This is a genomic window from Streptomyces sp. S4.7 (assembly GCF_010384365.1).
In the GTDB taxonomy this organism is placed as follows: domain Bacteria; phylum Actinomycetota; class Actinomycetes; order Streptomycetales; family Streptomycetaceae; genus Streptomyces.
Window position 1 is genome coordinate 1,416,961 of sequence record NZ_CP048397.1, and the last position, 24,548, is coordinate 1,441,508.

Annotated in this window: 21 protein-coding genes and 3 rRNA genes; 7 read left to right on the forward strand and 17 right to left on the reverse strand. The window is 68.1% G+C overall.

From position 1 onward, the window contains the following. Positions 1 to 19: 19 nt before the first annotated feature. From SSPS47_RS06240 to SSPS47_RS06250, 3 genes are read right to left on the reverse strand one after another with little or no spacing between them, the layout of a single operon-like run. Positions 20 to 952, reverse strand: a complete 933-nt coding sequence (locus SSPS47_RS06240; RefSeq protein ID WP_147877501.1) for an NAD kinase — start codon at positions 950 to 952, stop codon at positions 20 to 22. Further along, the gene (locus tag SSPS47_RS06245; protein WP_147877502.1) at positions 949 to 1,764 is read right to left on the reverse strand and encodes a TlyA family RNA methyltransferase; all 816 of its coding nucleotides are present in this window, start codon (positions 1,762 to 1,764) and stop codon (positions 949 to 951) included. The genes SSPS47_RS06240 and SSPS47_RS06245 overlap by 4 nt, the downstream gene beginning before the upstream one ends. 7 nt (positions 1,765 to 1,771) lie before the next feature. Continuing rightward, a complete protein-coding gene (locus tag SSPS47_RS06250; RefSeq protein ID WP_164249365.1) occupies positions 1,772 to 2,086 on the reverse strand; it encodes a hypothetical protein in 315 nt (104 codons plus the stop codon). A gap of 42 nt (positions 2,087 to 2,128) precedes the next feature. Between SSPS47_RS06250 and SSPS47_RS06255 the strand changes: the two genes are divergently transcribed. Next, the gene (locus tag SSPS47_RS06255; RefSeq protein WP_147877504.1) at positions 2,129 to 2,476 is read left to right on the forward strand and encodes an SCP2 sterol-binding domain-containing protein; all 348 of its coding nucleotides are present in this window, start codon (positions 2,129 to 2,131) and stop codon (positions 2,474 to 2,476) included. 60 nt (positions 2,477 to 2,536) lie between these two features. Here SSPS47_RS06255 and SSPS47_RS06260 read toward each other — a convergent pair whose 3' ends face one another. From SSPS47_RS06260 to SSPS47_RS06270, 3 genes are all read right to left on the reverse strand, one after another. Next, positions 2,537 to 3,352 (reverse strand): ABC transporter ATP-binding protein, encoded by an 816-nt coding sequence (locus tag SSPS47_RS06260; RefSeq protein WP_164254412.1) that lies wholly within the window; start codon positions 3,350 to 3,352, stop codon positions 2,537 to 2,539. Positions 3,353 to 3,450: 98 nt separating this feature from the next. After that, positions 3,451 to 4,440: an iron chelate uptake ABC transporter family permease subunit gene (locus tag SSPS47_RS06265; protein ID WP_164254413.1), complete on the reverse strand. Its 990-nt coding sequence runs from the start codon at positions 4,438 to 4,440 to the stop codon at positions 3,451 to 3,453. Between the two features lie 104 nt (positions 4,441 to 4,544). Further along, positions 4,545 to 5,558, reverse strand: coding sequence for an iron chelate uptake ABC transporter family permease subunit (locus SSPS47_RS06270; RefSeq protein WP_329039229.1), 1,014 nt, complete (start codon positions 5,556 to 5,558; stop codon positions 4,545 to 4,547). 109 nt (positions 5,559 to 5,667) lie between these two features. Here SSPS47_RS06270 and SSPS47_RS06275 point away from each other — a divergent pair, with 109 nt between their 5' ends. Beyond that, positions 5,668 to 6,732, forward strand: a complete 1,065-nt coding sequence (locus SSPS47_RS06275) for an ABC transporter substrate-binding protein (RefSeq protein WP_164249369.1) — start codon at positions 5,668 to 5,670, stop codon at positions 6,730 to 6,732. Continuing rightward, complete coding sequence (locus SSPS47_RS06280) at positions 6,732 to 7,568, forward strand: siderophore-interacting protein (protein WP_164249371.1); 837 nt, start codon at positions 6,732 to 6,734, stop codon at positions 7,566 to 7,568. The genes SSPS47_RS06275 and SSPS47_RS06280 overlap by 1 nt, the downstream gene beginning before the upstream one ends. Before the next feature lie 337 nt (positions 7,569 to 7,905). Here SSPS47_RS06280 and SSPS47_RS06285 read toward each other — a convergent pair whose 3' ends face one another. After that, positions 7,906 to 8,934 (reverse strand): HAD hydrolase-like protein, encoded by a 1,029-nt coding sequence (locus SSPS47_RS06285; RefSeq protein ID WP_164249373.1) that lies wholly within the window; start codon positions 8,932 to 8,934, stop codon positions 7,906 to 7,908. An 85-nt stretch (positions 8,935 to 9,019) separates the two neighbouring features. On the opposite strand from SSPS47_RS06285, the gene SSPS47_RS06290 reads away from it, so the two are divergent. Next, a complete protein-coding gene (locus SSPS47_RS06290; RefSeq protein WP_164249375.1) occupies positions 9,020 to 10,405 on the forward strand; it encodes a DUF1015 domain-containing protein in 1,386 nt (461 codons plus the stop codon). Positions 10,406 to 10,469: 64 nt separating this feature from the next. Here SSPS47_RS06290 and SSPS47_RS34745 read toward each other — a convergent pair whose 3' ends face one another. From SSPS47_RS34745 to SSPS47_RS06315, 6 genes are all read right to left on the reverse strand, one after another. Further along, a complete protein-coding gene (locus SSPS47_RS34745; protein WP_203558038.1) occupies positions 10,470 to 11,228 on the reverse strand; it encodes a tetratricopeptide repeat protein in 759 nt (252 codons plus the stop codon). 446 nt (positions 11,229 to 11,674) lie between these two features. Then, positions 11,675 to 11,932 carry a hypothetical protein gene (locus SSPS47_RS35940; RefSeq protein WP_203557794.1) on the reverse strand — a complete coding sequence of 86 codons (258 nt, stop codon included), beginning with the start codon at positions 11,930 to 11,932 and terminating at the stop codon, positions 11,675 to 11,677. 423 nt (positions 11,933 to 12,355) lie between these two features. Next, positions 12,356 to 12,472, reverse strand: a 5S ribosomal RNA gene (gene rrf, locus SSPS47_RS06300). 136 nt (positions 12,473 to 12,608) lie between these two features. Further along, positions 12,609 to 15,732 (reverse strand): 23S ribosomal RNA (locus SSPS47_RS06305). Between the two features lie 329 nt (positions 15,733 to 16,061). Then, a 16S ribosomal RNA gene (locus SSPS47_RS06310) occupies positions 16,062 to 17,585 on the reverse strand. Together the 16S, 23S and 5S rRNA genes form the textbook arrangement of a ribosomal RNA operon. A 530-nt stretch (positions 17,586 to 18,115) precedes the next feature. Further along, positions 18,116 to 18,757 (reverse strand): DNA-3-methyladenine glycosylase, encoded by a 642-nt coding sequence (locus SSPS47_RS06315; protein ID WP_164249378.1) that lies wholly within the window; start codon positions 18,755 to 18,757, stop codon positions 18,116 to 18,118. A gap of 85 nt (positions 18,758 to 18,842) precedes the next feature. Between SSPS47_RS06315 and SSPS47_RS06320 the strand changes: the two genes are divergently transcribed. From SSPS47_RS06320 to SSPS47_RS06330, 3 genes are all read left to right on the forward strand, one after another. Further along, positions 18,843 to 19,625, forward strand: coding sequence for a sporulation protein (locus SSPS47_RS06320; RefSeq protein ID WP_147871984.1), 783 nt, complete (start codon positions 18,843 to 18,845; stop codon positions 19,623 to 19,625). A gap of 90 nt (positions 19,626 to 19,715) precedes the next feature. Continuing rightward, positions 19,716 to 20,255 carry a YbhB/YbcL family Raf kinase inhibitor-like protein gene (locus tag SSPS47_RS06325; RefSeq protein WP_164249380.1) on the forward strand — a complete coding sequence of 180 codons (540 nt, stop codon included), beginning with the start codon at positions 19,716 to 19,718 and terminating at the stop codon, positions 20,253 to 20,255. A 188-nt stretch (positions 20,256 to 20,443) separates the two neighbouring features. Next, the gene (locus tag SSPS47_RS06330) at positions 20,444 to 20,956 is read left to right on the forward strand and encodes an HNH endonuclease (protein ID WP_078078023.1); all 513 of its coding nucleotides are present in this window, start codon (positions 20,444 to 20,446) and stop codon (positions 20,954 to 20,956) included. Between the two features lie 233 nt (positions 20,957 to 21,189). On the opposite strand, the gene SSPS47_RS06335 is transcribed toward SSPS47_RS06330, so the two are convergent. From SSPS47_RS06335 to SSPS47_RS06350, 4 genes are all read right to left on the reverse strand, one after another. Continuing rightward, complete coding sequence (locus SSPS47_RS06335) at positions 21,190 to 21,957, reverse strand: sulfite exporter TauE/SafE family protein (RefSeq protein WP_164249382.1); 768 nt, start codon at positions 21,955 to 21,957, stop codon at positions 21,190 to 21,192. Positions 21,958 to 22,102: 145 nt separating this feature from the next. Continuing rightward, positions 22,103 to 23,032, reverse strand: a complete 930-nt coding sequence (locus SSPS47_RS06340) for an SPFH domain-containing protein (protein WP_078078021.1) — start codon at positions 23,030 to 23,032, stop codon at positions 22,103 to 22,105. 138 nt (positions 23,033 to 23,170) lie between these two features. Continuing rightward, positions 23,171 to 23,599 (reverse strand): NfeD family protein, encoded by a 429-nt coding sequence (locus SSPS47_RS06345; RefSeq protein ID WP_164249384.1) that lies wholly within the window; start codon positions 23,597 to 23,599, stop codon positions 23,171 to 23,173. A gap of 96 nt (positions 23,600 to 23,695) precedes the next feature. Continuing rightward, positions 23,696 to 24,487, reverse strand: coding sequence for an ABC transporter ATP-binding protein (locus SSPS47_RS06350; protein WP_147871991.1), 792 nt, complete (start codon positions 24,485 to 24,487; stop codon positions 23,696 to 23,698). Positions 24,488 to 24,548 lie beyond the last annotated feature (61 nt).

The window sequence follows — 24,548 nt, forward strand, 5'->3', positions numbered from 1 at the left end:
GCCAGTTCGAAGGCAGGACCTAGTGCGGCGCCCCCCGCCACCCCGCGACCGGGAGGGCGAACTTGGCCACCAGCCGGTCCGTGAAGGACGCCTGGTGCAGGCGTGCCAGCCGTACGGGCACCGCGCCGCGCCGGACCTCCACCCGCGCGCCCGCCGGCAGCTCGACCGTCCTGCGGCCGTCGCACCAGAGCACGCCGTGCGGGGTGTGCGGCTGCACCTCCACCGCGAGCACCGACTTCGGCGACGTCACCAGCGGCTTCGCGAACAGCGCGTGCGCGCTGATCGGCACCATCAGCAGCGCCTCCACCTCCGGCCACACCACGGGGCCGCCGGCGGAGAAGGCGTACGCCGTGGAACCGGTCGGGGTGGCACACACGATGCCGTCGCAGCCGAAGCCGGTCACCGGCCGCCCGTCGATCTCCAGGACGACCTCCAGCATCCGCTCGGGCGACACCTTCTGCACGGCCGCCTCGTTGAGCGCCCAGTCCCGGTGCACGACCGCGCCGTTGCTGTGCACGAGGACGTCGATGGTCATCCGTTCCTCGACCTCGTACGCGCGGGTCACCACCCGGTCGACGACCTTGTCCAGATCGTCGCGCTCCGCCTCCGCCAGGAAGCCCACCCGGCCCAGGTTGACGCCGAGCATCGGCACGCCCGAGGCGCGGGCGAACGCGGCGCCGCGCAGCAGCGTGCCGTCGCCGCCGAGCACGATCAGCAGCTCGCACCCGTTCAGCGCGCCGGACGCGGCCTCCGGGATGGTCTCGACGGCCGCCGGGAGCGGCAGATCGGCGGCCTCGGCGGCCAGCACCCGTACGCCGAGGCCGTTGCGCAGCAGCCCCTGCACCACCAGTTCGGCGCTGCGGATCGCGGCGGGTCTGCCGGTGTGGGCCAGCAGGAAGACGGTGCGGTGCTCGGCTCCGGCCTCCGGGGTCTGTTCTGTGTTCGTCGTCAACGGGGTCCCTCCGCCACAGCACGGTCGACATCGGCCGGGTCGACATCGGGCGCCCCGGCGGTGAGCCACAGGAAGTACTCGACGTTCCCGGCGGGTCCGGGCAGCGGGCTCGCGGTCACGCCGCGTGTCCCGAGACCGAGTTCCGCCGCCTTGCGCGCCACCGCCCGTACGGCGTCGGCCCGCAGCTCCGGGCTGCGCACGACCCCGCCGCTGCCGAGGCGTTCCCTGCCCACCTCGAACTGCGGCTTGACCATGAGCACCAGGTCCGCGTCGGGCGCCGCGCACCGCACCAGCGCGGGCAGCACCAGCCCGAGGGGAATGAAGGACAGGTCACCCACGATCAGGTCCACCGGCTCCCCCTCGATGATCTCCAGCGTCAACTCACGTACGTTCGTACGGTCCTTGACGGTGACGCGTTCATCGCTCTGCAGAGACCAGGCGAGTTGTCCGTAACCGACGTCGACGGCGACGACCTGCCGGGCACCGGACCGCAGCAGTACGTCGGTGAAGCCGCCGGTCGACGCGCCCGCGTCCAGCGCCCTGCGCCCTTCCACCCGCAGGCCCAGGGGTGCGAAGGCGGCAAGGGCGCCCGCGAGTTTGTGGCCGCCGCGCGAGACGTAGTCGGGGTCGCCGCCGTCCTCCGCGACGACGACCGCGGCGCTGGTCTCGACCTGGGTGGCCGGCTTGGTCGCGGTGGCGCCGCCGACGGTGACCCGTCCCGCGGCGATCAGTTGGGTCGCGTGCTCGCGTGAGCGTGCGAGGTTGCGGCGTACCAGCTCGGCGTCGAGGCGGCGGCGTGCCACTCCTGCCACGTTCGGTTCAGCTCCTGTGGTCGTACGACGGCGACGGCCCGGGCCGGGGGGCGGCCTGGCCGGGTCCGGGGCGTACGTCGAGCGCGGTGAGCGCGTCGCGCAGGCCCCGGTGCACATCCTCGTACACGTCGAGGTGACCGTCCGCCGGAAGGTGGTCCGCGTCGCCCAGTCTGGCCAGTTTCTCGTCCACCCCGGCGTCGCCGGTGGGGACGCGCTCGATGCCGAGGGGCGCGGGGGCGGCGGGGTCGTGGGCCGGGGATGGGGGCTCGGGGGGAGGGGAGGCGTGCTCCTGGTCGGCCGGGCCCGCCGTCTCGTCGCTCATGCCACGACGCTACCCCGAAGCCCTGGGGTACCGTCGATCACGATGGCGACGAAGGAGGAGTGCCGCAGCGCACTCGACAAGCTCTCGGACAACATGGCGCGGGCGGAGAACGGGATCCGCGCGGCGGCCGGTTTCGACCGCTCGCTGAGCTGCCACATCACGGACCTCGACACGACCTTCACCGGCCGCTTCGACGACGGCCGGATCGAGGTGCTGGACACCCACGAGGGACCCCCGCGTGAGAAGGCGCAGATCAGACTGGCCATGACGGGCGACGATCTGGTGTCCATGGTCGACGGCGAGCTGCACTTCGCCAAGGCGTGGGGCTCGGGGCGGGTCAAGCTCGAAGCGGGCTTCCGCGATCTGCTGCGGCTGCGCTCACTGCTCTGAACCGGCCTCCCCCGCACAGCCCGTCCGGCGCGCCCGCGGCTCGGCAGGCGCGCGTACGGCTCACTCGGGCAGTCCCACGGGCACCGTGTGCCGCGCCCTGCGCCCCGCCGGGACGACCAGCGGGGTGCCGGTCTCCGGGTCGTCGATGACCTGGCAGCGCAGGCCGAAGACGCGCTCGACCAGCTCCGCCGTGACGACCTCGGCCGGCGGCCCCTCGGCGTAGATCTCGCCCTCGCGCATCGCGATGAGATGCGTGGCGTAGCGCGCGGCGTGGTTGAGGTCGTGCAGGACGGCGACGAGCGTACGGTCCTGGGTCTCGTGCAGATCGGCGCAGAGGTCGAGGACATCGATCTGGTACTGGATGTCGAGGAACGTGGTGGGCTCGTCCAGGAGCAGCAGTGGTGTCTGCTGGGCGAGCGCCATGGCGATCCAGACCCGCTGGCGCTGGCCGCCCGACAATTCGTCGACATAGCGATCGGCGAGCTCGCCGATGCCGGTCGCCGCCATCGACTCCTCGACAATCCGCTCGTCCTCCCTGGACCACTGGCGCAGCAGCGCCTGGTGCGGGTAGCGGCCGCGTGCGACGAGGTCGGCGACCGTGATGCCGTCGGGCGCGATGGAGGACTGCGGCAGCAGCCCCAGCGTCCGGGCGACCTTCTTGGCGGGCATGGAGTGGATCGCGGCGCCGTCGAGCAGGACACTCCCCGAGGAGGGCTTGAGCATCCGTGACAGCGCGCGCAACAGGGTCGATTTCCCGCAGGCGTTGGGGCCGACTATCACGGTGAACGAGTGGTCGGGTATCTCGACGGAGAGATCGCGGGCGATGACCCGCTGGTCGTAGCCGAGGGTCACGGATTCCGCCGTGAGGCGCTGCATGGTCGTGCTCCTGGGGGTGCGGAGGGGCGAGTCGGTGGCCGGGGCGGGGGCCGGGGCCGGGGCGGCCGCGGCGGTGTCCCGGAGGGGGACGTCGGGGCTCATATGCGGCCCGCCTTGCGTTCGGTGACCAGCAGCCAGAGCAGATAGCAGCCGCCGAGCACTCCGGTGACCACACCGGCGGGCAGTTGACGGTCACCGAACGCCGAAGTCGCGGTCCAGTCGGCGATCAGCAGGAGCAGTGCCCCCATCGCCGCGGCCGGGCCGAGGTTGGGTCCGGGCGAGCGGGTGAGCCGACGTGCCAGCTGGGGCGCGCTGAGTGCGACGAAGGTGATCGGCCCGGCGGCGGCGGTGGCCACGGATACCAGCAGCACGGCGGCGCCCATCAGCACGAGCCGGGTGCGTTCGACCCGTACACCGAGCGCGTACGCCGCGTCGTCGCCCATCTCCAGCATGCGCAACGGCCGCCCGTACACGAGCGCCGACGGGATCAGTACGGCGCAGACGGCGAGCAGTGGCCAGACCTGCGCCCAGTCCCGGCCGTCGAGCGATCCGGTCATCCACAGCACGGCGCGCGTGGCGTCGATGAGGCTGGCCTTGGTGATCAGGTAGTGGTTGACCGCCGTGAGCATGGCGGCGACGCCGATCCCGATGAGGACCAGCCGGTAGCCGTGCACGCCGCGCTTCCAGGCCAGCAGGTAGATCCCCGTGCCCGTCAGCAGACCGCCGACGACGGCGCCGCCGGCGACGGCCGCCGAGCCGCCCTGGAAGACGACGATCGCGCTCAGCGCGCCGACGGTCGCGCCCTGGCCGAAGCCGATGACATCCGGACTGCCGAGCGGATTGCGGGAGATGGACTGGAAGACCGCGCCGCCGACACCGAGCGCCGCGCCGACGAGCAGGCCCACGAGGACCCTCGGCAGCCGTAGCTCCTGAACGATGAACTCCTGCGCCGTCGTGCCGTTTCCGAGCAGGGTCGCCACGACGTCGCCGGGCGCCATCGGGAAGTCCCCCCGGCCGATGAGGACGACGGACATCGCGCAGACGCCGAGGAGGAGCAGCAGGACGACGAGGGCGGACCTGGCGTCCATCCTGACGGAGAGGCCGCCGGGCGTACGGATCGCGCGTGCCGGCCGCGCCCGGCCGGTCCTTCCGACAGCGGTGGCGCCGGCGCGCGTGCCGGTGCGGTCTTCCTTCACAGCTGGGCCATCCTCTTGCGACGTACGAGCTGGATGAAGACGGGCCCGCCGATGATCGCGGTGACGATGCCGACCTGCACCTCCGCCGGCCGCGCGACGACGCGTCCGATCACGTCGGCGCCCAGCAGCAGGACGGGCGAGAGCACGGCCGCGTACGGGAGGATCCACCGCATGTCCGGTCCGGTGATGGCCCGTACGAGATGCGGCACCATCAGCCCGACGAAGACGATCGGCCCGCAGGCCGCGGTCGCCCCGCCGCACAGCAGTGTGACGCAGAGCATGGCGAGGACGCGGGTCCGGGTCAGATCGGCGCCGAGCGATCTGGCGGTGTCGTCGCCCATCTCCAGCGCGTTCAGCGGCCTGGCGATCAGCAGCGCGAGGACGATGCCGACGGCGATGAACGGCCACACCTTGCCGACTGTCGACATGTCGGCCGAGGCGAGGGATCCCACGGTCCAGAAGCGCAGCCGGTCGAGGGCCGCCGAGTCAAGCAGCTGCACGGCGTTGACGTAGCCGAAGAGCGCCGCCGTGGCCGCGGTGCCGGCGAGGGCGAGCCGTACGGGTGTCGCGCTGCGGCTGCCGCCGAGCGCGTACACGAGTACGGAGACGATCGCCGCGCCGGCGAAGGCGAACCACACGTAGCCGCTGACGGACGTGACGCCGAAGAAGCTGATGGCCGAGACCACCGCGGCGGCGGCACCGGCGTTGACGCCCAACAGCCCCGGTTCGGCGAGGGGGTTGCGGGTCAGCGCCTGCATCACCGCCCCGGCCAGCCCGAGCGCGGCGCCGACGAGCAGCCCGAGCACCGTCCGGGGCAGCCGGACGTCGACGACGATCACGTCGTTGCCGGTGCCGGAGTTGTGGAACAGGCCGTGCCATACGTCGCCGAGCGGTATCGACTTCGCGCCGACGGCGATACCGGCGGCGCAGACAAGCAGCAGGACGCCGAGGGACACCAGCAGCCCGGCGGCGCGCAGCGTACGGCGCTTCCGGGTCACGGTGGGCGGTATCGGCTCCGCGCTCTGTTCGGATTCGGGGGGACTGTCGACCAACACTCGGTTAGGTTAGCCTACCCTCATGCTTGATCCTCAAGAGGGAAGCCCTGAGGGAAACACCGTAATGAACAGCCCCCTTCCGGTTCCGGCCCGCCGCCCCCTCACCCGGCGCCGACTGCTGTCGGCCGCCGGCGCTCTGGGGCTCGGCGCGCTGCTCACCGCCTGCGGCGCCGACGACGACAGGGCGCAGGGCGGTTCGGCGGACTCCACCGGGGACGCCGGCAAGGGCGGCCCCTGGAGCTTCGAGGACGACCGCGGCAAGACGGCCAGAACCGACGAACCGCCGCGGCGGACAGTCGCGTTCATCGGCACGGCCGCCGCGCTGCACGACTACGGCATCGAGTGCACGGGCGTCTTCGGCCCGAGCGAACCGATCGACGGAAAGCCCGACCCGCAGGCGGGCGACCTCGACCTGACGAAGCTCACCAGCCTCGGCCAGGCGTGGGGCGAGTTCAACATCGAGAAGTACGCGGCACTCCAGCCCGACCTGCTGATCAGCAACATGTTCCCGCCGCCGGACCTCTGGTACGTGCCGGCCGAGAGTGTGCGGAAGATCGAGGCCCTCGCACCGAGCGTCGGCATCACCGGCGGCCGGGTGAGCCCGCGTCAACCCCTCACGCGTTACACCGGGTTGGCCAGGTCCCTCGGTGCGGACCCGACCGCGCGGAAGACCGTCGACGCGAAGGCCCGCTTCGACAGGGCCGAGAAGACGCTGCGCGCGGCGGCCGAGGCGAAGAAGGCGGACGGCGGCCCGAAGGTCCTCGCGATGACCGGCGACGCCGAGCAGATGTACGTCGGCGTTCCCGACTCGTACTGCGACCTCAACTACTTCAAGGACCTCGGAGTCGAGTTCGTCGAGGGGAAGAAGTCCGACGAGTTCGGCTTCTGGGAATTCCTCAGCTGGGAGAACGCCGACAAGTACCACGCCGATCTCATCATGGTCGACAACCGCTCGACCGCTCTGCCCGCCGCCGAACTCGCCGAGCGGCCCACCTGGAGCCGGCTGCCCGCCGTCAAGGCCGACCAGATCACGCCGTGGTCGATGGAAGAGCGCTACAGCTACGCCGGTTACGCGCCCGTGCTCGAACAGCTCGCGGCGGCCATCACCAAGTCGAGGAAGCTGGTCTGATGTCGGACGACCCGTTCCAGTTCTTCACCCTGCGCGTGCTGCGTACGACGCGCCCCACCCCCTCGTTCGTCCGCGTCACCCTCGGCGGCGACGACGTCGCACGCTTCGGGTCGGCCGGGCGGGACCAGCGCGTGAAGCTCTTCCTGCCGAGGCCGGGACAGGACGCCCCCGTCCTGCCGGGCCCGGACGACGGGCACTGGTGGGCCGCCTGGCGCGCCCTGGACCCGGACGTACGCGGCGTCATGCGCACCTACACGGTGCGCGAACTGCGCCGCGACCAGCAGGAGTTGGACATCGACTTCGCCGTGCACGAACTTCTGCCGGGATCCGGCGAGGGCCCGGCGACCAGGTGGGCGCTGAAGGCCGCCCCCGGCGACCGGATCGGGATACTCGCCCCGATCCACGACGAGAACACGGGGTACGACTTCCGACCGCCGGACGGCACCGACTGGATCCTGCTGACCGGCGACGAATCCGCGCTCCCGGCGGTCGCCGGCATCCTGGAGTCCCTGCCGCCCGGCGTCCCCGCCCGTGTCTGGATCGCTCTCCACCACACGGCCGACCGGTGCGAACTCCCCACCAAGGCCGACGCACGCGTCACCTGGCTCGTACGGGACGAGTCGGCGCCCGCCACGCAGGACGCGATCCGCGCGGCCGACGACCTTCCGGACGGCACGCCGTACGCCTGGATCGCGGGCGAGTCCGCGACCGTCAGGGCGGTCCGCAGACACCTCGTCGGCGAACGCCGCATCGACCGCCGGGCGGTGAAGTTCACGGGCTACTGGCGGCGCGGGACCTCCGAGGACGACCTGCTGCGCACGGGCGAGGACGCGTAGGGGCGTGTCCGGAATGCAGCTCCGTCCGCCCGCGGGGCGGGGCTCGCGGCGGCCGGTGCGGTGCATCGCAGGGCGGTGGACCGGCGTGGTGGATGAACCGGCTGTACGCGGCCGGCTCCGACAACGCAGGGGGCACCTCCCGTGCCCCCCTCGGGAACTACGGGGGGGAGAGGCGCCGTACCAGACTTCGCGAGCCGGGCGGGACTCTCCGGACACGGCCTGACGGCCCGTCGGCGGATGCACGCGGGTCAAGTCCTGGCACGGTCTGCCGTGCCGTCGGGCGCCGCACGGACGCGGTGAGCCCGTCCGGCGCCCGGCGTGCCGAAGCCCCGACGCGTCAAAGCCCCAGCTTCGCCAGCACCTTGCCCGCGTCCAGGGCGCACGCCCCGTCCCCCGCGTACGTCCACGCCGCGGCGCACAGCGCCCGCAGTCCGTCCAGCGCCCCGCCGTCCCCGCCGAGCTCCAGGGCTCCGTCCCGTACGGAAGCGGTCCAGCCCCCGCACCCGAACGCGCCGTCCCTGGTGTCGACCTCGGGCTGACCGGTGAGCAACCCCCGCAGATCCGCGTCCACATACGTCGGCCGGTGCCTCGGCTCGGCCGCCAGCAGCTGCGCCCCGTCAGTGACCCCGGTCAGCACCAGCAGCGAGTCCACGCCGCCGTTGAAAGCGCCCTCGATGTCGGTGTCCAGCCGGTCCCCCACGACGATGGGGCGCTTCGCCCCCGTACGCAGCACCGTCTCCCGGTGCATCGGCGGCAGCGGCTTGCCGGCGACCCGCGGATCGGCGCCGGTGGCGATCCGTACGACCTCGACGGCCGCCCCGTTGCCGGGCGCGATCCCACGGGCGCTCGGAATGGTCAGATCGGTGTTGGACGCGAACCACGGCACACCACGCGCGATCGCGTACCCGGCCTCGGCGAACCGCCCCCACGGCAGGTCCGGCCCTCCGTAGCCCTGCGCCACCGCCGCCGGGTCGTCGTCGGCCGACTCCACCGGCTCAAGTCCCCGCTCCCGCAGGGCGACCCGCAGCCCCTCGCCGCCGATCACCAGCACCCGCGCACCCGCCGGGACGTGCTCCGCGATCAGCCGCGCCACCGCCTGCGCCGACGTGATCACCTCTGCGGGCTCCGCGGGCACACCCAGCTCCGTCAGATGGGCGGCGACGGCGTCCGGCGTCCGCAGCGCGTTGTTGGTGACGTACGCGAGACGCATCCCGCCGTCCCGGGCCGTGACCAGCGAGTCGACTGCGTACTCGATGGCCTCGCCGCCCGCGTACACCACTCCGTCGAGATCCAGCAGAGCCGTGTCGTACGCCTTGTCGAGCGCCGTCGCACTGCCGTCGGGCCTGGTTCTGCTCCGCTGACTCATCAGTCTTCCGCTCCCTCGTCCGCCCGTCGACCGGGCTCTCCTCCCCCGATCATCGCTCATGGCCCGGCCCGCATACGATGCGGAGATGAACACCACAGGGCCGGCTCCGAAGGGCCTCCGCCTGATCCCGTTCCGCGGACTGCGCTACGTCCCCGAGCGGGTCGGCAGCCTCGCCGCCGTGACCTCGCCGCCCTACGACGTGGTCGTACGGCCCGACGGACTGCACCACCTGGAGTCGGCCGACCCGCACAACATCGTCCGGCTGATCCTGCCCCAGGCCGCGACGCCCGCCGACCGGCACCGCCAGGCGGCGAGTACGCTCCGGCGCTGGCTCGCGGAGGGCGTCCTGGCGCCGGACCCCGAACCGGCGCTGTACGTCTACGAGCAGCGCCGCGGCGACCTGCTCCAGCGCGGTGTCATCGGAGCCCTGGCCCTGTCCACACCCGCCGAGGGTGTCGTCCTGCCGCACGAGGACGTGATGCCCGACATCGTCGAGGACCGCGCGGCCCTGATGCGGGCGACGGCCACCAATCTGGAACCGCTGCTCCTCACGTACCGGGGTCAGGACGGCTCGGCGGACAGCCCGGCGGACACGACTGCCGCCAGGACCGGCACGACCGCCGTCGTCGAACGCACCGCCCTGCGCGAGCCGTTGCTGTCGACCACGACGGAGGACGGCTTCTGCCACCGGCTCTGGTCGGTGACCGACCCCGCCGAACTGGCCGAGATCGAGAGCGACCTCGCCGACCGCCAGGCCCTCATCGCCGACGGCCACCACCGGTGGGCGACCTATCTGCGGCTGCGCGAGGAGCACCCGGCGTCCGCCGCCGGACCGTGGGCCTACGGCCTGGTCCTGCTGGTCGACACCGCGCGCCACCCGCTCCAGGTCCGCGCGATCCACCGGCTGCTGCACAGGATGCCGGTGGCTGACGCGCTGGCCGCGCTGGAGGCGGTGCCGGGCTCCTTCCGGGTCCGCACCGTCGAAGGCACGCTGCCGGAGGCGGTCGAGGCACTGTCCGATGCCGCGAATGCCGGCACCGAGGCCGGTGAGGGTGCTGGTTGCGGTGCCGGTGCCGGTGCCGGTTTCCCTGCCAACAACGCGTTCCTGCTGGCCGGCGACGGCCGCTTCCACCTGATCGACCGCCCCGACGCGGCGCTCCTCGCCCGTACCGTGCCGACCGACCGCCCGGCGGAGTGGCGCGCCCTCGACGCGACCGTGCTCCACTCCACACTGCTCGACCACATCTGGAAGATCCCGGACACGCCCGAGCACATCTCGTATATCCACGACACGGAAGCCGCGGTCGAACAGGCGGAACGCCACGGCAGTACGGCGGTCCTGCTGCACCCGGTACGCGAGGAGGTCGTACGGGAGCTGGCACGCCAGGCGGTCACGATGCCACGCAAATCGACGTCGTTCGGCCCGAAGCCGGCCACGGGCCTGGTGCTGCGGAGCCTCGCGGACGGCTGAGAAACGGGAAGAGGGCGGCACCCCCGGTGGGGATGCCGCCCTCTCTCGTGTCGCGGTCGCCGGATCAGGACCTGTCGTTCCCCGAATCAGAATCAGAGTCCGACTCCGGCCCGTGCTCCAGCTCCTCGTCCGCGACGTCGACGTCCTCGTCCACATCCACGAACTGCACGCCGTCCAGGGCCGCGAGACGGTCCGACGCGTCCGTGGCACCGTCCTTGTCGGCCTCAAGGGCCTTGGCGAACCACTCGCGCGCCTCGTCCTCACGACCGGCCGACAGCAGCGCGTCGGCGTACGCGTAACGCAGACGCACCGTCCACGGCTGTACGGAGTTGGAGCCCAGCTCCGGCCCCTGCAAGGTCACGATGGCGGCGTCGATCTGCCCCATGTCCCGGCGCGCACCAGCGGCGACCAGCCGCATCTCGACCTGGCCCGCCTTGTCGAGCTTCAGCACCTCGGGCTCACCGGCCATGGTCATGGCCCGCTCGGGACGCCCCAGTCCACGCTCGCAGTCGGCCATCACGGGCCACAGGTCGACGTTGCCCGTCATGCGCCGCGCGGCCCTGAACTCGGCGAGCGCCTCGCCGTACTTCTGCGTCGCGTACGCGGCGAAACCGGCCGCCTCCCGCACGGCGGCGACCCTGGAGGCGAGCCGCAGCGCCACGCGTGAGTAGGCGTAAGCCTGGTCGGGGTCCTCGTCGATGAGGTTGGCGACCATGACGAGGTTCTTGGCGACGTCGTCGGCAAGCGTCTTGGGCAGGCTCATCAGCTCCTGCCTGACGGCCTTGTCGATCTCCTCACCGGTGACGTCCTCCGGGATCGGCAGCCGCCTGGTGGGCTCACGGTCGCGGTCCCGGTCGTCACGACGTCCGAACCCACCACGATCGTCACGGTCGTCGCGCCCACGGAACCCGCCGCGCTCACGGTCGTCACGCCGGCCGTAACCGCCGCCGGAGGAGGGACGGCCACCGCCGGTCGGCCGACCGCCACGGTCGTCGCTGCGGCGCGGGCCGCCGCTCGGCCGGTCGTCACGACGGGGGCCGCTGGGACGCTCATCACGCCCACGGAAACCACCACCACCGCTGCTGCTGCTCGGACGCCCACCACCCGTGGGACGCCCGCCATTTGAGGGCCGGCCACCACGGTCGTCGTCCCGATCCCGACGCGGACCACTCGGCCGGTCGTCACGACGGAAGGACGGACGCTCGTCACGGCGGTCATCACGGCGGTCATCACGGCGGGGTCCGCCTCCGGTGCTCGGGCGCCCACCGCTCACAGGACGGCCACCGCCGGTCGGCCGACCGCCACGGTCGTCGCTGCGGCGCGGGCCGCCGCTCGGCCGGTCGTCACGACGGGGGCCGCTGGGACGCTCATCACGCCCACGGAAACCACCACCACCGCTGCTGCTGCTCGGACGCCCACCACCCGTGGGACGCCCGCCACTTGAGGGCCGGCCACCACGGTCGTCGTCCCGATCCCGACGCGGACCACTCGGCCGGTCGTCACGACGGGGGCCGCTGGGACGCTCATCACGCCCACGGAAACCACCGCCGCCGCTGCTGGTCGGCCTGCCGCCACCGGTGGGGCGACCGCCGCTCGCGGGTCGGCCACCGCCGGCAGGCCGACCGCCACCGCGGTTGTCGTTACGGGCTACGTAGTCACCGACGCCACCGCCCCTGCCGGAGTTACCGGAGTTACCGGCGGGACGGTCACCACCACGGTCGTCACGACCGCCACGGGAACCGCTCCGGTCACCACCACCGTCCCTACGACGTGATTCGCGCTCCGGACGGTCGTCGGGAGAGTTGGGGGACATCGGCACGGCTCCTGTCTTCGGGTACCACAGTCATTCTCACGCAGCCGGCGATCGGACGCGCATCGTACAAAAAGCAGAGAAAAACAAAAGGACCCCTGGTCCAGCGTGAACGCTGGACCAGGGGTCCTTGAAAGATTGTTCGGCGGCGTCCTACTCTCCCACAGGGTCCCCCCTGCAGTACCATCGGCGCTGAAAGGCTTAGCTTCCGGGTTCGGAATGTAACCGGGCGTTTCCCTAACGCAATGACCACCGAAACACTATCGGCCGTGTCCCGCACGAGGGGGACTTCGGCACTAAGCGAACAGGCACTCTATTCAATTGAGTACACAGAACCGGATGTGAACACGGTCGTTCGTTGTCTCAGAACTAACACAGTGGACGCGAGCAACTGAGGACAAGCCCTCGGCCTATTAGTACCGGTCAACTCCACACCTCACAGTGCTTCCATATCCGGCCTATCAACCCAGTCGTCTACTGGGAGCCTTACCCCATCAAGTGGGTGGGAGTCCTCATCTCGAAGCAGGCTTCCCGCTTAGATGCTTTCAGCGGTTATCCCTCCCGAACGTAGCCAACCAGCCATGCCCTTGGCAGGACAACTGGCACACCAGAGGTTCGTCCGTCCCGGTCCTCTCGTACTAGGGACAGCCCTTCTCAAGACTCCTGCGCGCGCAGCGGATAGGGACCGAACTGTCTCACGACGTTCTAAACCCAGCTCGCGTACCGCTTTAATGGGCGAACAGCCCAACCCTTGGGACCGACTCCAGCCCCAGGATGCGACGAGCCGACATCGAGGTGCCAAACCATCCCGTCGATATGGACTCTTGGGGAAGATCAGCCTGTTATCCCCGGGGTACCTTTTATCCGTTGAGCGACGGCGCTTCCACAAGCCACCGCCGGATCACTAGTCCCGACTTTCGTCCCTGCTCGACCCGTCGGTCTCACAGTCAAGCTCCCTTGTGCACTTACACTCAACACCTGATTACCAACCAGGCTGAGGGAACCTTTGGGCGCCTCCGTTACTCTTTAGGAGGCAACCGCCCCAGTTAAACTACCCATCAGACACTGTCCCTGATCCGGATCACGGACCCAGGTTAGACATCCAGCACGACCAGAGTGGTATTTCAACGACGACTCCACCTGAACTGGCGTCCAAGCTTCAAAGTCTCCCACCTATCCTACACAAGCCGAACCGAACACCAATATCAAACTGTAGTAAAGGTCCCGGGGTCTTTCCGTCCTGCTGCGCGAAACGAGCATCTTTACTCGTAGTGCAATTTCACCGGGCCTATGGTTGAGACAGTCGAGAAGTCGTTACGCCATTCGTGCAGGTCGGAACTTACCCGACAAGGAATTTCGCTACCTTAGGATGGTTATAGTTACCACCGCCGTTTACTGGCGCTTAAGTTCTCAGCTTCGCCACACCGAAATGTGACTAACCGGTCCCCTTAACGTTCCAGCACCGGGCAGGCGTCAGTCCGTATACATCGCCTTACGGCTTCGCACGGACCTGTGTTTTTAGTAAACAGTCGCTTCTCGCTGGTCTCTGCGGCCACCCCCAGCTCAGAGTGCAAGACTCATCACCAGAAATGGCCCCCCTTCTCCCGAAGTTACGGGGGCATTTTGCCGAGTTCCTTAACCATAGTTCACCCGAACGCCTCGGTATTCTCTACCTGACCACCTGAGTCGGTTTAGGGTACGGGCCGCCATGAAACTCGCTAGAGGCTTTTCTCGACAGCATAGGATCATCCACTTCACCACAATCGGCTCGGCATCAGGTCTCAGACTATATGCACGACGGATTTGCCTACCGTGCGTCCTACACCCTTACCCCGGGACAACCACCGCCCGGGCTGGACTACCTTCCTGCGTCACCCCATCGCTTACCTACTGCAAGTCTGGTCCGACGGCTCCACCACTTCCCTTTGCCCGAAGGCTCCAGGACGGCTTCACGGTCTTAGCATCGCCTGGTTCAGTACTGGGCGTTTCAAAGCGGGTACCGGAATATCAACCGGTTGTCCATCGACTACGCCTGTCGGCCTCGCCTTAGGTCCCGACTTACCCTGGGCAGATCAGCTTGACCCAGGAACCCTTAGTCAATCGGCGCACACGTTTCCCACGTGTGTATCGCTACTCATGCCTGCATTCTCACTCGTGAACCGTCCACCCCTCGCTTCCGCGGAGGCTTCACCCGGCACACGACGCTCCCCTACCCATCCGCACGCCCGTTGGGGCTATGTGTACGAATGACACGACTTCGGCGGTACGCTTGAGCCCCGCTACATTGTCGGCGCGGAATCACTTGACCAGTGAGCTATTACGCACTCTTTCAAGGGTGGCTGCTTCTAAGCCAACCTCCTGGTTGTCTCTGCGACTCCACATCCTTTCCCACTTAGCGTACGCTTAGGGGCCTTAGTCGATGCTCTGGGCTGTTTCCCTCTCGACCATGGAGCTTATCCCCCACAGTCTCACTGCCGCGCTCTCACTTACCGGCATTCGGAGTTTGGCTAAGGTCAGTAACCCGGTAGGGCCCATCGCCTATCCAGTGCTCTACCTCCGGCAAGAAACACACGACGCTGCACCTAAATGCATTTCGGGGAGAACCAGCTATCACGGAGTTTGATTGGCCTTTCACCCCTAACCACAGGTCATCCCCCAGGTTTTCAACCCTGGTGGGTTCGGTCCTCCACGACCTCTTACAGCCGCTTCAACCTGCCCATGGCTAGATCACTCCGCTTCGGGTCTTGAGCGCGCTACTATACCGCCCTGTTCGGACTCGCTTTCGCTACGGCTTCCCCACACGGGTTAACCTCGCAACACACCGCAAACTCGCAGGCTCATTCTTCAAAAGGCACGCAGTCACGACTGACAGCACAAGTACTGCCAGCGACGCTCCCACGGCTTGTAGGCACACGGTTTCAGGTACTATTTCACTCCGCTCCCGCGGTACTTTTCACCATTCCCTCACGGTACTATCCGCTATCGGTCACCAGGGAATATTTAGGCTTAGCGGGTGGTCCCGCCAGATTCACACGGGATTTCTCGGGCCCCGTGCTACTTGGGTGTCTCTCAAACGAGCCGTTAATGTTTCAGCTACGGGGGTCTTACCCTCTACGCCGGACCTTTCGCATGTCCTTCGCCTACATCAACGGTTTCTGACTCGCCTCACAGCCGGCAGACTGTGAAAAAGAGATCCCACAACCCCGCATGCGCAACCCCTGCCGGGTATCACACACATACGGTTTGGCCTCATCCGGTTTCGCTCGCCACTACTCCCGGAATCACGGTTGTTTTCTCTTCCTGAGGGTACTGAGATGTTTCACTTCCCCTCGTTCCCTCCACACTGCCTATGTGTTCAGCAGCGGGTGACAGCCCATGACGACTGCCGGGTTTCCCCATTCGGACACCCCCGGATCAAAGCTCGGTTGACAGCTCCCCGGGGCCTATCGCGGCCTCCCACGTCCTTCATCGGTTCCTGGTGCCAAGGCATCCACCGTGCGCCCTTAAAAACTTGGCCACAGATGCTCGCGTCCACTGTGCAGTTCTCAAACAACGACCAACCACCCGCCACCCCACCGCATACACAGTGAGTTCACCGGGGCCGGCATCCCGAAGACACAGGCAGCTCACGCAGCCCGTACCCTCAGACACCCAACAGCGCGCCCGGCACCCCCGATCCACCCGGACTGCTTTCCACGCTCCCGAAGGAACAGTACTGACAGGCCATGAAGACCAAGAGTGCCGAATAGTCAACGTTCCACCCATGAGCAACCAGCACCGGACATTCGCCGGCGTACTGGCCCCTGACCAGACCCCCGAAAGGCTCTGGCGAGAAGTGCTCCTTAGAAAGGAGGTGATCCAGCCGCACCTTCCGGTACGGCTACCTTGTTACGACTTCGTCCCAATCGCCAGTCCCACCTTCGACAGCTCCCTCCCACAAGGGGTTGGGCCACCGGCTTCGGGTGTTACCGACTTTCGTGACGTGACGGGCGGTGTGTACAAGGCCCGGGAACGTATTCACCGCAGCAATGCTGATCTGCGATTACTAGCAACTCCGACTTCATGGGGTCGAGTTGCAGACCCCAATCCGAACTGAGACCGGCTTTTTGAGATTCGCTCCACCTTGCGGTATCGCAGCTCATTGTACCGGCCATTGTAGCACGTGTGCAGCCCAAGACATAAGGGGCATGATGACTTGACGTCGTCCCCACCTTCCTCCGAGTTGACCCCGGCGGTCTCCTGTGAGTCCCCATCACCCCGAAGGGCATGCTGGCAACACAGAACAAGGGTTGCGCTCGTTGCGGGACTTAACCCAACATCTCACGACACGAGCTGACGACAGCCATGCACCACCTGTACACCGACCACAAGGGGGGCACCATCTCTGATGCTTTCCGGTGTATGTCAAGCCTTGGTAAGGTTCTTCGCGTTGCGTCGAATTAAGCCACATGCTCCGCTGCTTGTGCGGGCCCCCGTCAATTCCTTTGAGTTTTAGCCTTGCGGCCGTACTCCCCAGGCGGGGAACTTAATGCGTTAGCTGCGGCACCGACGACGTGGAATGTCGCCAACACCTAGTTCCCAACGTTTACGGCGTGGACTACCAGGGTATCTAATCCTGTTCGCTCCCCACGCTTTCGCTCCTCAGCGTCAGTAATGGCCCAGAGATCCGCCTTCGCCACCGGTGTTCCTCCTGATATCTGCGCATTTCACCGCTACACCAGGAATTCCGATCTCCCCTACCACACTCTAGTCTGCCCGTATCGAATGCAGACCCGGGGTTAAGCCCCGGGCTTTCACACCCGACGTGACAAACCGCCTACGAGCTCTTTACGCCCAATAATTCCGGACAACGCTTGCGCCCTACGTATTACCGCGGCTGCTGGCACGTAGTTAGCCGGCGCTTCTTCTGCAGGTACCGTCACTTTCGCTTCTTCCCTGCTGAAAGAGGTTTACAACCCGAAGGCCGTCATCCCTCACGCGGCGTCGCTGCATCAGGCTTTCGCCCATTGTGCAATATTCCCCACTGCTGCCTCCCGTAGGAGTCTGGGCCGTGTCTCAGTCCCAGTGTGGCCGGTCGCCCTCTCAGGCCGGCTACCCGTCGTCGCCTTGGTAGGCCATTACCCCACCAACAAGCTGATAGGCCGCGGGCTCATCCTGCACCGCCGGAGCTTTCAACCGTCCCCCATGAGGGGCACAGTATTATCCGGTATTAGACCCCGTTTCCAGGGCTTGTCCCAGAGTGCAGGGCAGATTGCCCACGTGTTACTCACCCGTTCGCCACTAATCCACCCGAAGGCTTCATCGTTCGACTTGCATGTGTTAAGCACGCCGCCAGCGTTCGTCCTGAGCCAGGATCAAACTCTCCGTGAATGTATTCCCGACCCGAAGGTCAGGTGGACACCACGAGAGCGGAACAACCGGTCGGAATAAGACCGGTCGTTCACAGCGTCCTCGCTGTGTTTCTATCAAAGGAACCTCAACCCAATCCACAGAATGCGGACGAGGTCGGGGTATCAACATATCTGGCGTTGACTTTTGGCACGCTGTTGAGTTCTCAAGGAACGGACGCTTCCTTCGGTCCCGTCTCCGGGCCCCTCCGGGCTTTCCCTTCGGTCTTGCTGTCTTGCGTTCCCGACTCTATCAGAACCTTTCGGTGTCCGATTCCCGGTCGGCGGGAGTTGCTTTCAGATATCCGCTTTCGCGTTTCCCTTTCGGCGTGTTCACTACGTTAACCGATTCTCCGGGGGACTCATAATCGAGCCGACGAGTTCGAATTTCGGCATGCCGAAAGAGAACCCGTCAGGGGGAAATCGTAGGTAGTGGGTGGCCGCTGCGAGCTGCTGAAGAGCAAGACCCGTTGAAAGCGGCTCGGACTACATTAGGGGTCCCGACCCGGCACGTCAAGTTGCCCGGCGTCGGGGAGTGTGTGCGCGGTACGGGCTCACCGTCGGGTCCCCGTCGATCCAGAACCGCCAGGGGTGCGGGGCGCCTTCGCCGCCCACGCCGGTGCGCGGGCCGTTGCGTACCTGGTCACTCGGCGGCGGTGTGCCCGTGAGCACGGACAGGGGCGAGCCGTCCCCGGCGCAGACGTCCGTGCCGTTCAGGCCGCGGTCGACGTCCAGGCCGGTGGCCAACCGGGCCGGGCCTTTGGCCAGTTCCTTGTCGTGGCGGGCCGAGACGCGCCGTTCCCGCACCTGGTCCACCCCCTCCCGGACCTCGCCCGCGCGCAGCAGCACACCGCTCGCCCGGCCCACGGGACCGCACACCAGGTTGAGGCAGTGCCACATGCCGTACGTGAAGTAGACGTACGCGTGACCGGGCGGGCCGAACATCACGTCGTTGCGGGCGGTCCGGCCGCGGTAGGCGTGGGAGCCGGGGTCGATGTCGCCCGCGTACGCCTCCACCTCCGTGAGGCGCAGCTCGATGGTTCCTTCCGCCGTGCGGCGCAGGAGGGTTCGGCCCAGGAGGTCGGGGGCGACTTCCAGCACGGGGCGGTTGAAGAAGGCGCGGGGCAGCGGCGTACGGTCGGGGCGCTCGATCATGTCGTCCGAGCGTAGCGGGGGAACCGCCCGCGGTCGTGGCGCGTATGTAGACGCGTACAGAGGTCAGGATCCAGGAGGAGTGACTATGGGCTTCAAGAGGCTGCTCGCGAGCATGGGCGCCGGCGGGGCGTCCGTCGAGACCGAGCTGACCGAGCAGAACGTCGTGCCGGGCGGGGTCGTCCAGGGCGAGGTGCGCATCCAGGGCGGGTCGGTCGCCCAGCAGATCGAGGGGCTCTCCGTCGGTCTCCAGGCGCGCGTGGAGGTGGAGGGCGGTGACCAGGAGGTCAAGCAGGACCTGGAGTTCGTCAAGCAGCGTCTGGGCGGTGCCTTCGAGGTTCAGGCCGGTGCGGTGCATGTCGTGCCGTTCGGGCTGGAGATCCCGTGGGAGACCCCGGTGACGAGCATCGCCGGGCAGCAGCTGCACGGCATGAACATCGGTGTGACGACGGAGCTGGAGATCGCCCGGGCGCTGGACTCCGGCGACCTGGACCCGATCAACGTGCACCCGCTGCCGGCTCAGCAGGCCATCCTGGACGCCTTCATCAGTCTGGACTTCCGCTTCAAGAGCGCGGACATGGAGCGCGGGCACATCCGCGGGACGCGTCAGCGGCTGCCGTTCTACCAGGAGATCGAGTTCGTTCCGCCGCAGCGGTACCGCGGGCTGAACCAGGTCGAGCTGACGTTCGTCGCGGACGACCGTGAGATGGACGTCATCCTGGAGATGGACAAGAAGCCGGGTCTGTTCAGTGAGGGCAGCGACTCGTTCCGCGCGTTCAAGGTGGGTCTCCACGACTTCCAGGGAACGGACTGGGCCGCCTACCTCAACCAGTGGATCGCCGATGTCGGCGGACGTCGTAACTGGGCCTGACGTCTGTCCCGCTCTAGTCTCGGCTTCGGAAAGGCCGTCGGGTCGCGGTTCGTGGCCCGGCGGCGTGAAGCCGAATCCGGAGGTTCAGTAGTGACCGAGGCGAAGAGGGCTCCGCTCCCTCATGACTTCCTGCCGCCCGTGCCGTCCTTCACCGTGGTGAGCGACGACATCGCGCCCGGCGCGGTCCTGAAGGACGCCCAGGTCTTCGCGGCGGGGAACACGTCGCCGCATCTGCGGTGGGAGGGGTTCCCCGCGGAGACGAAGAGCTTTGCCGTGACGTGTTTCGACCCCGACGCGCCGACCGGGAGCGGTTTCTGGCACTGGTCGCTGTTCGACATCCCGGCGTCGGTCACCGAGTTGCCCGCGGGCGCGGCCTCCGGCTCGTTCGAGGGGCTGCCCAAGGGCGCGGTGCACGCCCGTAACGACTACGGGTCGAAGGACTTCGGGGGTGCCGCTCCCCCGGAGGGCGATCCCGCGCACCGCTATGTGTTCACGGTGTACGCGGTGGACAGCGCCACGCTGGGACCGGATTCGGATGCCTCGCCGGCCGTGGTCGGCTTCAATCTGCGCTACCACACGCTGGCGCGTGCGCATCTGATCGGTGAGTTCACCGCTCCGGCGGCCGGCTGAGCGTTCAGCTGTTGTTTGCCCTGCCCTGGTCTTGGAGAGATCAGAGCAGGGCATTTTTTTTGTTGCGGGGGTTGGGGTCGTCCCCCGGAACTCGGATCGGCGGATATTGCGTTGTCCATCCTGGCGCGCCCGGCCAGAGTTGATCCCAGCCCGCCGTCCGGCGGGGCGGCACACGGGAGGTGGGCGGGATGCGGGACACGCTGGTACTGAATGCGAGCTTCGAGCCGCTGTCGACGGTGACACTCAACCGTGCGGTGGTGCTGGTCCTCCAGGACAAGGCCGTCGTCGAGCAGTCCCACCCCGGTCTGCGGGTGCGCGCGGCAGCCGTGGATCTTCCGGTGCCCCGGGTGATCAGGCTCTGCCGGTATGTACGGGTGCCCTTCCGAAGACAGGCTCCGTGGTCGAGGCGTGGGGTGCTGATACGCGACCAGCACCGGTGCGCGTACTGCGGTCGGCGCGGGACGACCGTGGACCACGTGGTGCCGCGGTCGCGTGGTGGTGCGGACAGCTGGCTCAATACGGTCGCCTCCTGCGCCGAGGACAATCACCGCAAGGCCGACCGGACCCCGGAGCAGGCGGGAATGCCGCTGCTGTACGAGCCGTTCGTGCCGTCGCCGGCCGACGCGATGCTGCTGGCGCTGCGGGCCGGTGAGCGCTCGACGCTGCCGCAGTGGCTGGCGGGGGTGGGCACGGCCGCCTAGGCCGGGTCTGACAATTGGCGCCGTGCGCCCACAGGGCGGGGCCGGCGGCGGCCGGCGCGGTGCGTCGCAAGGCGGAGGGCGGGCTCCTACTGGGCGTACTCGGCCGTCTCCGACAACACGGCGAGGTGCCGTAGCTGTCGTCGCCCACCCGCCAGGGATTACGGGAGAGCCCTTAGGGGCGAGTCTTCGTCGGACGGGTCGTACTGGCGGCCCGTCCGGCCGCCGCGGACGGGTCAGCGCGTGACCAGTTGGACGACGGCCACCGTGCCGACGACCACGATCAGTCCGCGCAGCACCGTGGGCGACAGCCGTCTGCCGACCTTCGCGCCGATCTGGCCGCCGATCGCCGAGCCCACCGCGATGAGTACGACCGCCGTCCAGTCGAAGTGCGCCACGAAGAGGAAGAACAGCGCCGCAATGGTGTTGACGATGGCGGCGAGGACGTTCTTGACGGCGTTGAGCCGCTGCATCTCCTCGTCGATCAGCATGCCCATCAGGGACATGTAGATGATCCCCTGGGCCGCCGTGAAGTAGCCCCCGTAGATGCTGGCGGTCAGCACGCCGCCGATGAGCAGCGGCCCGCCGTCGGTCTTCGTGATGACGTTCCTGCGCTCGCGGCGGCGCTGGACGGTCTTGGCGAGCCGGGGCTGGAGGATCACCAGGACGAGGGCGAGGCTGACGAGGATCGGCACGATCGTCTCGAAGGCCGTCGAGGGCAGGGAGACGAGCAGGATCGCTCCGCAGAGGCCGCCGCAGACGGCGGCGGCGCCCAGGCGGATGACGCGGCGGCGCTGTCCGGTGAGTTCCGCGCGGTAGCCGATGGCTCCGCTGACGGCACCCGGTATCAGGCCGAGCGCGTTGGAGACGGTGGCCGTGACGGGGGGCATGCCGGTCGCGAGCAGTACGGGGAACGTGATCAGGGTCCCCGACCCGACCATGGCGTTGATGGTTCCGGCGCAGGTGCCCGCGACAAAGACGGCGAGCATCTCCCAGATGGTCACGCGGCACGCCCCTCGGTGATCGGTGGTTGCTGCACCGATCATGCCCGACGCCGGGCCGTGTCCCGTACGGCGGGCCGTGTCCCGTACGACCGGGTGGTGCGTCGCGTACGGGACCGTGTCCCACGGATCAGCCGGACCGGGCGGATCAGTCGAGCGGCGGCTGCTGGCGCCGCTCCTTGCCGGTGTTGAATCCCGGTACCCCGGCGCCGAGGTTGTCGAACGCGCCGCTGAGCCCCTTCAGCGCGTCGCCGATCTCGCTGGGCACGATCCAGAGCTTGTTGGCGTCGCCCTCGGCGATCTTGGGGAGCATCTGGAGGTACTGGTAGGCCAGGAGCTTCTGGTCGGGGTCTCCGGCGTGGATGGACTCGAAGACCGTACGGATGGCCTGGGCCTCGCCCTCGGCGCGCAGGGCCGCTGCCTTGGCCTCACCCTCGGCGCGCAGGATCGCCGACTGCTTCTCGCCCTCGGCGGTGAGGATCGCGGACTGGCGGATGCCTTCGGCGGTGAGGATCGCGGCGCGCTTGTCGCGGTCCGCACGCATCTGCTTCTCCATCGAGTCCTGGATGGAGGTCGGCGGCTCGATGGCCTTGAGCTCGACGCGGTTGACGCGGATGCCCCATTTTCCGGTGGCCTCGTCGAGGACACCGCGCAGGGCCGCGTTGATCTCCTCGCGCGAGGTGAGGGTCCGCTCCAGGTCCATGCCACCGATGATGTTGCGCAGTGTGGTGACGGTGAGCTGCTCGATCGCCTGGATGTAGCTGGCCACTTCGTACGTCGCGGCGCGGGCGTCGGTGACCTGGTAATAGATCACGGTGTCGATGTTGACGACCAGGTTGTCCTGGGTGATCACCGGCTGGGGCGGGAAGGGGACGACCTGTTCACGGAGGTCGATCCGGTTGCGGATCGAGTCGATGAACGGGACCACGATGTTCAGGCCCGCGTTGAGCGTGCGGGTGTAGCGCCCGAAGCGCTCCACGATGGCGGCGCTCGCCTGTGGGATGACCTGGATCGTCTTGATCAGGGCGATGAATACAAGCACCACCAGGATGACCAGGACGATGATGATTGATGGCATCGCGTTCCCTACTGCCCTTCGCTGCCGGACTGCCGGACTGTCAGATGATCTAGTTTCGCAGAACACGCCTGCGTGTGGGGCGTGTTCGGCCTGGTTGGCTCAGTTCGGACGGCGTACGCGGGGAGGTGGCGGGCGCGCTCACATCACCACAGCGGTCGCACCGTCGATGTCGGCGACATCGACCTTCTCCCCCGGTTCAAAGACCTGTTCGGCGTCGAGGGAGCGTGCCGACCAGATCTCACCGGCGAGTTTGATCCTGCCGCCGCTGCTGTCGACCCGTTCCACGACCACGGCCTCACGCCCCTTCAGGGCGTCGATTCCGGTGGCCAGACGGGGAGTTCGGGAGCCTTGTCTGGCCGCCAGTGGCCGTACGACGGCGATGAGGGCGACCGAGACCGCCACGAAGACGAGGACCTGCGCCACGATTCCACCACCGAGCGCCGCTACGACGGCACCGGCCACCGCGCCCGCGGAGAACATCCCGAGCTCGGGCATCGCCGTCAGGACGAGCGGAATTCCCAGTCCCACGGCCGCGATCAGCCACCACACCCACGCTTCGATTTCCACAATCATCATGGTAGGGCGGCGAGTCCGGTCCGGACAGGGGTGCGATCAGGTCATCGGGGCGCGCGGGCGCCGTCGGGACCGCCGGGCGCCCGGAGGTCAGCGAAGGGGCAGACCGCGGGCGGACCAGCGGTCGTTGGCCTGCTCGACGACGAGCGGAAGGCCGAAGCAGAGGGAGAGGTTACGGGACGTCAGCTCGGTCTCCATGGGTCCGGCGGCGAGGACCTTGCCCTGGCGGATCATGAGGACGTGCGTGAAGCCGGGGGCGATCTCCTCGACATGGTGGGTGACCATGATCATGGAGGGGGCGTACGGGTCCCTGGCGAGCCTGCCGAGCCGGCGTACGAGATCCTCCCGGCCGCCGAGGTCGAGACCGGCGGCGGGCTCGTCGAGGAGCAGCAGTTCGGGGTCGGTCATCATCGCGCGGGCGATCAGGGTGCGCTTGCGTTCGCCCTCGGAGAGCGTGCCGAATCTGCGGTCCAGGTACTCGGTCATGCCGAGCCGGTCGAGGAAGGCGCGGGCGCGCCGCTCGTCGACCTCGTCGTAGTTCTCGTGCCAGGTGGCGGTCATGCCGTACGCGGCGGTGAGGACCGTCTGGAGCACGGTCTGGCGCTTGGGCAGCTTCTCGGCCATGGCGACTCCGGCCATGCCGATGCGGGGGCGGAGTTCGAAGACGTCGACCTTGCCGAGCTTGTCGCCGAGGATCTTGACCTTGCCCTTGGAGGGGAAGAGGTAGCTGGACGCGAGGTTGAGGAGGGTGGTCTTTCCGGCGCCGTTGGGGCCGAGGATGACCCAGCGTTCGCCTTCCTTGACGGACCAGGAGACGTCGTCCACCAGAGCGCGGCCGTCGCGGACCACGGATACGTCCACCAGCTCCAGTACATCGCTCATGAGCGCGTTGTCTCCCCATGCTGTCTTGAGATCCGGCATGCGCCTGTGGGCGCAGCTCCAC

Excerpts from the sequence above, each read along its gene's own strand:
- SSPS47_RS06250 (WP_164249365.1), bottom strand. The coding sequence starts at position 2,086 with ATGAGCGACGAGACGGCGGGCCCGGCCGACCAGGAGCACGCCTCCCCT.
- SSPS47_RS06255 (WP_147877504.1), top strand. The coding sequence starts at position 2,129 with ATGGCGACGAAGGAGGAGTGCCGCAGCGCACTCGACAAGCTCTCGGAC.
- SSPS47_RS06260 (WP_164254412.1), bottom strand. The coding sequence starts at position 3,352 with ATGCAGCGCCTCACGGCGGAATCCGTGACCCTCGGCTACGACCAGCGG.
- SSPS47_RS06265 (WP_164254413.1), bottom strand. The coding sequence starts at position 4,440 with ATGGACGCCAGGTCCGCCCTCGTCGTCCTGCTGCTCCTCCTCGGCGTC.
- SSPS47_RS06275 (WP_164249369.1), top strand. The coding sequence starts at position 5,668 with ATGAACAGCCCCCTTCCGGTTCCGGCCCGCCGCCCCCTCACCCGGCGC.
- SSPS47_RS06280 (WP_164249371.1), top strand. The coding sequence starts at position 6,732 with ATGTCGGACGACCCGTTCCAGTTCTTCACCCTGCGCGTGCTGCGTACG.
- SSPS47_RS06285 (WP_164249373.1), bottom strand. The coding sequence starts at position 8,934 with ATGAGTCAGCGGAGCAGAACCAGGCCCGACGGCAGTGCGACGGCGCTC.
- SSPS47_RS06290 (WP_164249375.1), top strand. The coding sequence starts at position 9,020 with ATGAACACCACAGGGCCGGCTCCGAAGGGCCTCCGCCTGATCCCGTTC.
- SSPS47_RS35940 (WP_203557794.1), bottom strand. The coding sequence starts at position 11,932 with ATGAGCGTCCCAGCGGCCCCCGTCGTGACGACCGGCCGAGTGGTCCGC.
- SSPS47_RS06315 (WP_164249378.1), bottom strand. The coding sequence starts at position 18,757 with ATGATCGAGCGCCCCGACCGTACGCCGCTGCCCCGCGCCTTCTTCAAC.
- SSPS47_RS06320 (WP_147871984.1), top strand. The coding sequence starts at position 18,843 with ATGGGCTTCAAGAGGCTGCTCGCGAGCATGGGCGCCGGCGGGGCGTCC.
- SSPS47_RS06330 (WP_078078023.1), top strand. The coding sequence starts at position 20,444 with ATGCGGGACACGCTGGTACTGAATGCGAGCTTCGAGCCGCTGTCGACG.
- SSPS47_RS06340 (WP_078078021.1), bottom strand. The coding sequence starts at position 23,032 with ATGCCATCAATCATCATCGTCCTGGTCATCCTGGTGGTGCTTGTATTC.
- SSPS47_RS06350 (WP_147871991.1), bottom strand. The coding sequence starts at position 24,487 with ATGAGCGATGTACTGGAGCTGGTGGACGTATCCGTGGTCCGCGACGGC.